This window comes from Streptomyces aureus (assembly GCF_001418135.1).
Taxonomy (GTDB): Bacteria; Actinomycetota; Actinomycetes; order Streptomycetales; family Streptomycetaceae; genus Streptomyces; species Streptomyces aureus_A.
Genome location: NZ_LIPQ01000628.1, coordinates 1 through 6,708 on the forward strand (window position 1 = coordinate 1; position 6,708 = coordinate 6,708).

The following is a 6,708-nucleotide window of genomic DNA, read 5'->3' on the forward strand; positions in this document are numbered from 1 at the left end:
CTTGAGACCCGGGGGTCACGCGGGCGGAAGACCCGGTCTCACGCGGGCTTGAGACCCGGGTCGCCCGCCTCCGTGACGAAGGAGGCGGCCGTGGTGACGGGAGCGCCCTGGGTCGTCACGTACGGCACCGTACGGAAGTCGGCCCGGGCGGTCTCCTCGCCGAGCGCCACCGTCACATAGCCGCGCCGCCCGTTGAAGAACCGCAGGTGCGGGTTGGCCTGCATGAGCTTGTCGTAGTTCGACGGCCGGTCGGCGCCGTCCTTGCCGCTGCTGATCGAGGTGGCGACGATCTCGGTGCCGACGGTCCGCGAGGCCGGGTCGCGGAAGTCGGCCTTGATGTCGAGGCCGTAGCCGACGTGGACGTCCCCGGTGAGCACCATCAGGTTCTCGACCCCGGCGGCCCCGGCACCGGCGAGGAGCCGCTGCCGGGAGGCGGGGTAGCCGTCCCAGGAGTCCATGGAGACCTTGAAGTCGGCGGTGGCGCGGTCGCGGCGCTCGGCGAACACGACCTGCTGCGGCAGGACGTTCCAGCGGGAGCGGGAGTCGCGCCAGCCGTCGAGCAGCCACCGCTCCTGCGTGGCCCCGGTCATCGTCCGCGCCGGGTTCTCGGACTCCGGGCCCGGGACCTGCCAGCCGTCCCCGTACGCCTGGTCGGAGCGGTACTGGCGGGTGTCGAGGATGTCGAACTGGGCGAGCTGCCCGAAGCGCAGCCGGCGGTAGAGCCGCATGTCGGGTCCCTGGGGCCGCTGGGGCGCGCGGAGCGGCTGGTGCTCCCAGTAGGCGCGGTAGGCGGCGGCGCGGCGGAGCAGGAACTCCTCCGGAGGGACGTTGTTCTCGGGTGTGCCGCCCGCGTAGTTGTTCTCGGTCTCGTGGTCGTCCCAGGTGACGACGAAGGGGTGGGCGGCGTGCGCGGCGCGCAGGTCGGGGTCCGACTTGTAGAGCCCGTACCGGAGCCGGTAGTCGTCCAGGGTGAGGGTCTCGCGGTTGAAGACGGCCGGGAGGGTCCGGTCGGTGTGGGCGCGGGCGCCGCCGGTGGCGTTCACGGCGTACTCGTAGAGGTAGTCGCCGAGGTGGAAGACGACGTCGACGTCCTCCCCCGCGAGGTGGCGGTAGGCGGTGAAGTACCCGTCGTGGTACGCCTGGCAGGAGACGGCGGCGAGCTTCAGACCGGCGTTGCGGGCCCAGGGGGCGGGTGCGGTGCGGGTCCGGCCGACGGGGCTGGTCCAGTCGCCGACGCGGAACCGGTAGAAGAACTCCCGGCCGGATTCGAGGTGCTCGACCTCGACGTGCACGGTGTGGCTGAACTCCGGGTGGGCGGTCGCCCGGCCGCGACGCACGGTCCGGGTGAAGCGCTCGTCGCGGGCGAGCTCCCAGTGCACCGGGACCCTCTCGGCGGGCAGTCCGCCGCCGGGCTCGAAGGGACGGGGCGCGAGCCGGGTCCACAGCAGGACCGAGCCGGGCAGCGGGTCGCCGGACGCCACGCCGAGGGTGAACGGGTCCTCTGATATGCGCCGCCCGTCGAGCTCGGCCGCGGCAGCGGCACCCGCCACAGGGAGCTGCGTGGCGAACGCGAGCGCGGCGGCGGCCCCGGTGACGGTGAGGAACCGGCGACGCCCCAAGTGGCGTGCGGCGGCGCGGAGTTCCTCGGAATGCTCGTGAACGTCGTGTACGCGGTTCATGTGCCCCTCCCCAGACGGATGCTGTCCGTCCGTCATTCGAGGGGGGCGGGACGACGTCACGTTGTCGGGTACAGAACATCCACGTGTCGGGACAATGAGTTCATGGGGCACGCGTCTCGCGTACGCTGCGCGCCCATGAGCATCGCAGTGGTGACGGGAGCGGGATCGGGCATCGGCCGGAGTGTGGCCCTCGCCCTGGCGGCGGCAGGCTGGTCGGTGGCCCTGGCGGGACGGCGGGCGGACGCCCTTGAGGAGACGGCGGCCGCTTCGCCGGCCGGGGACTTCCTGACCGTCCCCACGGACGTCACCTCGGCGGACGAGGTGACGGCCCTCTTCGCGGCGGTGCGCGACCGCTACGGCCGCGTCGACCTGCTCTTCAACAACGCCGGTACGTTCGCGGGCGGCGGCGTCCCCGTCGAGGACCTGGACCCGGACACCTGGCGCGCGGTGGTCGACGTCAACCTGACGGGCGCGTTCCTGTGCGCCCAGGCGGCCTTCCGGACCATGAAGGAGCAGTCTCCGCAGGGCGGCCGGATCATCAACAACGGCTCGATCTCGGCGCACGTACCGCGCCCGCACTCGATCGCGTACACGGCGACGAAGCACGCGATGACGGGCCTGACGAAGTCCCTGTCGCTCGACGGACGCCCGTACCGGATCGCCTGCGGTCAGCTGGACATCGGCAACGCGGCGACGGAGATGACGGCCCGCATGCAGACCGGCATCCTGCAGGCCAACGGCGAACTGGCGGCGGAACCGGTGATGGACGCGGCGGACGTGGCGGCGACGGTGGTGCACATGGCGGCACTGCCGCTGGAGGCGAACGTGCAGTTCGCGACGGTGATGGCGACGACGATGCCGTACATCGGGCGGGGCTAGCGCCCGATGCCGCACGCCGGCCGGGCCCGGCGTCCGGTGCCGGTGCCGCACATCGGACGGGCCCAGGACCCGGTGCCGGTGCCGCACGCCGGCCGGGGGAAAGTCCTCCCCCGGCCGACGTCAGCGGCAGCGGCAGCGGCGCTACGCCTGCCCGGTCTCGAAGCGGGAGATCTTCCCGCCGTCGACGGAGAACAGCCACTTGGTGCGCATCGAGCCCCAGGTGTCGTTGCGGTAGTCGGCGACGAGGCCGCGCCCGCCGTCCGACTCGGACACGACGTCCATGTGCCCGCGCGAGCCGAACACCTCCCGGTCGAGCCACTCCCGGAGATCGCGCTCGGAGCCGTCGTCGGACATGGTCGCGTCGGGGGTCAGGGCCTCGAACAGGGCCGTCTGGTCGTTGGCGTTGAGGGCCGCGACGAACGCACGCACGGCCGGATCGCTGAGCTGGTCCACAGGGATGGTCATGCCCTACCCGTACACCTCGCCGGGCCCCCGGCGCGTGTCGCACGCCGAAGGGACCCGGCAGCCTGCCCCGGATGACCGACACCGGCCGGGGCGGGCGGGCGTCAGGGCCGGTCGCAGGCCTCGCCGTCGTCGTCCCGGTGGCCGGGGTCCGGGTCCTTGTCCGGGTCCGGTCCTGCTCCACGGCACGCGGAACCTGCCCCTCCCTGACGACTTCTCAGCGCCACACAGCCTATGACCTGCGTGTTCGCTGGCACCTAGCAGGGCCGTACGGGCACCCTCCGGCATAACCGCCACACAAGACCCACTCAGCCCAGGAGGAGCGATGTCGAACGCCGGCAAGGTCGTCAAGCTGTACGCGAAGGGGGCCCCGGTCGGGGTCGAGGACGGAGCCGTCGTCGGCTTCCTCTCCGACCCGACCCGCGCCGGGGAGTGGCTGATCACCCGGGACGCCGAGGGCTTCCGGTTCACCGCCAAGGGGACCGAGGAGACCATCACCGCGGAGGGCACCGAGCGCGCGCCCGTCGTCGCCCGCCCCGACGAGTCCCCCGCCTCCGTCTGGCGCCTCCAGCGCGTCGCGGAAGACGGCGACACCCTCGCGCTCACCACCCTCACCTCGCTCGCCGACCTCACGGACGGCACGTACGTGATCGACCAGAACGGACTGGCCCTCGGCCGCGACCTGTTCGAGGACCGCTCCCTGCTCCCGAAGCGGATCTTCGTCCGTACGGACGACCGGGACCCGCAGTGGCGGATCGAGGTCCTCGCCTGACCGATCGCCCCTCGCCCGCCCCATCCGTGACCCCGGGTGGGGCAGGCGTTCGTGTTCCCGTCAGCCGGTGAACCCCGGCACCACCAGGCCCGACTCGTACGCGATGACCACCGCGTGCGTCCGGTTCTGCGCGCCGAGCTTGGTCAGGACGTTCCCGACGTGCGTCTTGACCGTCTCCAGGCTCACGGTGAGGGACTCCGCGATCTCCGGGTTGGACAGGCCGGTGGCCATCAGCCGCAGCACCTCCTCCTCCCGCACCGTCAGCGCCGCCCTCGGCAGCGCCTCCGCGGAGCCCAGCGGGCGTGCGGCGACCATCCGGCGCAGGGTCGCGGGGAAGAGGATCGCCTCGCCCGCCGCCACCACCCGAACGGCCTCCGCGATCTGCCGGACCGGAAGCCGCTTGAGCACGAACCCGCTGGCACCGGCGCTGAGCGCGGCGGTGACGTGGTCGTCGTTCTCGAAGGTGGTGATCACGACGACCTTCGGCGGCGCCGGGACAGGGGTCCCGTCCCTCGACCCCGCCGGCTCGTCCGGCCCCGCGAGGAGTCGGCGGGTCGCCTCGATCCCGTTGCGGCGGGGCATCCGTACGTCCATCAGGACCACGTCCGGCCGCAGCCGCCACGCCCGCTCGACCACCTCGACGCCGTCGGCGGCCTCCCCGACCACCTCGATCCCCGGCTGTGCGGCGAGCAGCATGCGCAGACCGGCACGGGTCACCTCGTCGTCGTCCGCGATCAGGAGCGTCGTGGCGGGCTCGGTGGCGTCGGGGCCGGTCATGCCGACAACCGTACGGGCAGCCTGACCGCCAGCCGCCAGCGCCTCGGCCCGTCCGGGCCGGCGTCCATCTCGCCGTGCAGGAGTCGTACGCGCTCGGCGAGGCCGGGCAGCCCGTGCCCGGAGGTCGGGAAGGCCCGCGGCCGGCCCGTACGCGCCGCGGCCCCGGTCTCGTTGACCACAGCCAGCTCCAGCGCGTCCGGCCCGGCCGCCACCCGTACCGTGATCGGACCGCCCGAGCCGTGCCGGACGGCGTTGGTCAGGCCCTCCTGGACGATCCGGTACGCGGCCCGGGAGAGCGTGCCCCGCACCTGCGCCGGATCCCCCGACCGCTCCCACTCCACCACCGCGCCCGTGTGCCGCACCCGTTCGAGCAGCTCGGGCAGGTCGGCCAGGGTGCGGATGGGTGCGGTCCCGACGGGACCGGCGGTCCCGGCCGCCCCGTCCTCGCGCTCGCGCAGGACGCCGAGGACGTAGTCCAGGTCCTCCAGCGCGGCCCGGGCGGACTCCTCGATGCTGCGCAGGGCGGCCCGCGCCGCCGCCGGGTCGGTGGACATCAACTCGCCCGCCACCGCGGCCTGGATCGTGGTCGTCGTCAGCGTGTGCCCGATGGAGTCGTGCAACTCGTGGGCCAGCCGGTTGCGTTCGGCGAGCCGCCGCTCCCGCTCGGCCGCGAGGGCGAGCCGCTCGGCCGTCGACGGCCCGAGGAGCCGGGGCGCCGACCACCGCAGGGCGCGCGTCACGAGGACGCAGACGACCGCGGCGAGCAGGAGACAGGCGAGCGCCACGGCCCAGCTCTGCCAGCCGTCCGTCACCCGTGCGGACCGGCCGAACAGGCTCAGCGCCAGCTCGGCGCGGAGCCAGCCCCCCGGAAGGGCCAGGGCCAGGAAGAGCAGCAGCCCGCTCGCGAGCGCACCCGTCCAGCCGAGGGTGACGTGCAGCAGCAGCCAGAGGGGGGTCCGCCAGCGGTCTGAGGCGGAAGGAGCGGCGGGGACGGCCGGGGGCGGTCCGGTTTCGGGCGAAGTCGTGGGCGGGCGCACGGCCGAGGGCTCGGGCAGGACCACGTACAGCAGCCGGCGGGCGGCCAGGATCAGCACCCGCCGGGTGGTGCGGGCCAGGCCGACCAGGGTGATCAGGACGGCCCAGACGACCAGCACCACGACGAACAGGACGCCCTCGGGGGCGGATCGCCACGCCAGCGCCGGGAGGAGCGCGAAGGACAGCAGGGGGAGACTCGCGAGGGCGGCCGAGTAGGCGAACACCGCGCCCGTGTACGTGGAGCGGCGCAGCAGCGGCCGGAGTGCCTTGATCATCATCGGCCAGTATGAACGGGCGGCTCGTGGCCGGCCTCCCCCGATCGGGGGAGCACATTCTCCCGCGTTTCCGCGATGCGCTCGGAGGCCCCGGAAAACATGATCGTGTCCTGCCCGATCGACGGAAGGACAGCCGATGAACACGCGAGCGATGAAGACGAGGACGTCGAGGTTCCGCCTCTCCCGACCGCGGAAGGGCCTCCGGCGCGGAGGCGCGGCGGCCGCGGCGGCGGTGGTCGTCGCGGTGATGACGACGGGCGCGCTCGCGCCGCCTGCGGCGGTCGCGGCGGCGCGGCCGGACGCAGTTCAGCAGGGCCTGAACGCCCTGGTGCGCGGGGGCCAGCCGGCGGCGCTGGCGAGCGTCGAGGACGGCAGGGGCCGTGCGCGTACGTACACCGCGGGGGTCGGAGACCTGGCCACGGGCGCGAAGGTGCCCAGGGACGGCCAGGTGAGGATCGGCAGCAACACGAAGACGTTCACGGCGGTGGTCGTGCTGCAGCTGGTCGGCGAGGGGAAGGTCGACCTGGAGGCGAAGGTCGACACGTACCTGCCGGGGCTGGTACGGGGGAAGGGGCTCGACGGAGGGAAGATCACCGTCCGTCAGCTGCTGCAGCACACGAGCGGGATTCCGGATTACGGGGCGGACATCAGCGACGAGGAGATGCTGCACCGGTACTTCGAGCCGCGTGATCTCGTGGACCTGGCGCTCAAGCACGAGGCCGAGTTCGCGCCGGGCGACAAGTGGAGTTACAGCAACACGAATTACGTACTGGCGGGCCTGATCGTCCAGAAGGTCACGGGGCGCCCGTTGGCCGAGGAGATCGACCGG

The 6,708-nt window shown here is 73.2% G+C and carries 7 protein-coding genes; 3 read left to right on the forward strand and 4 right to left on the reverse strand.

The features are described from left to right. Window positions 1-38 precede the first annotated feature (38 nt). Window positions 39-1,679, reverse strand: a complete 1,641-nt coding sequence (locus AOK00_RS35360; RefSeq protein WP_055604198.1) for an alkaline phosphatase D family protein — start codon at window positions 1,677-1,679, stop codon at window positions 39-41. 102 nt (window positions 1,680-1,781) lie between these two features. On the opposite strand from AOK00_RS35360, the gene AOK00_RS35365 reads away from it, so the two are divergent. Continuing rightward, the gene (locus AOK00_RS35365) at window positions 1,782-2,558 is read left to right on the forward strand and encodes an SDR family oxidoreductase (RefSeq protein ID WP_055604199.1); all 777 of its coding nucleotides are present in this window, start codon (window positions 1,782-1,784) and stop codon (window positions 2,556-2,558) included. 141 nt (window positions 2,559-2,699) lie between these two features. On the opposite strand, the gene AOK00_RS35370 is transcribed toward AOK00_RS35365, so the two are convergent. Continuing rightward, the gene (locus tag AOK00_RS35370) at window positions 2,700-3,023 is read right to left on the reverse strand and encodes a hypothetical protein (RefSeq protein WP_055604200.1); all 324 of its coding nucleotides are present in this window, start codon (window positions 3,021-3,023) and stop codon (window positions 2,700-2,702) included. Window positions 3,024-3,345: 322 nt separating this feature from the next. Between AOK00_RS35370 and AOK00_RS35375 the strand changes: the two genes are divergently transcribed. Further along, complete coding sequence (locus AOK00_RS35375) at window positions 3,346-3,792, forward strand: hypothetical protein (RefSeq protein ID WP_055604201.1); 447 nt, start codon at window positions 3,346-3,348, stop codon at window positions 3,790-3,792. 60 nt (window positions 3,793-3,852) lie between these two features. Here AOK00_RS35375 and AOK00_RS35380 read toward each other — a convergent pair whose 3' ends face one another. Then, window positions 3,853-4,569, reverse strand: coding sequence for a response regulator transcription factor (locus AOK00_RS35380; protein ID WP_055604202.1), 717 nt, complete (start codon window positions 4,567-4,569; stop codon window positions 3,853-3,855). Next, the gene (locus AOK00_RS35385) at window positions 4,566-5,879 is read right to left on the reverse strand and encodes a sensor histidine kinase (RefSeq protein ID WP_055604203.1); all 1,314 of its coding nucleotides are present in this window, start codon (window positions 5,877-5,879) and stop codon (window positions 4,566-4,568) included. Before AOK00_RS35385 ends, AOK00_RS35380 begins: the two co-directional genes overlap by 4 nt. 247 nt (window positions 5,880-6,126) lie before the next feature. Between AOK00_RS35385 and AOK00_RS35390 the strand changes: the two genes are divergently transcribed. Beyond that, on the forward strand, window positions 6,127-6,708 hold a 582-nt coding region (locus AOK00_RS35390; RefSeq protein WP_159041930.1), incomplete at its 3' end, for a serine hydrolase domain-containing protein.

What these genes read in the sequence shown, in the direction of transcription:
- AOK00_RS35370 (WP_055604200.1), bottom strand. Translation starts at nt 3,023, where the DNA reads ATGACCATCCCTGTGGACCAGCTCAGCGATCCGGCCGTGCGTGCGTTC.
- AOK00_RS35380 (WP_055604202.1), bottom strand. Translation starts at nt 4,569, where the DNA reads ATGACCGGCCCCGACGCCACCGAGCCCGCCACGACGCTCCTGATCGCG.
- AOK00_RS35385 (WP_055604203.1), bottom strand. Translation starts at nt 5,879, where the DNA reads ATGATCAAGGCACTCCGGCCGCTGCTGCGCCGCTCCACGTACACGGGC.
- AOK00_RS35375 (WP_055604201.1), top strand. Translation starts at nt 3,346, where the DNA reads ATGTCGAACGCCGGCAAGGTCGTCAAGCTGTACGCGAAGGGGGCCCCG.
- AOK00_RS35360 (WP_055604198.1), bottom strand. Translation starts at nt 1,679, where the DNA reads ATGAACCGCGTACACGACGTTCACGAGCATTCCGAGGAACTCCGCGCC.
- AOK00_RS35365 (WP_055604199.1), top strand. Translation starts at nt 1,782, where the DNA reads ATGGGGCACGCGTCTCGCGTACGCTGCGCGCCCATGAGCATCGCAGTG.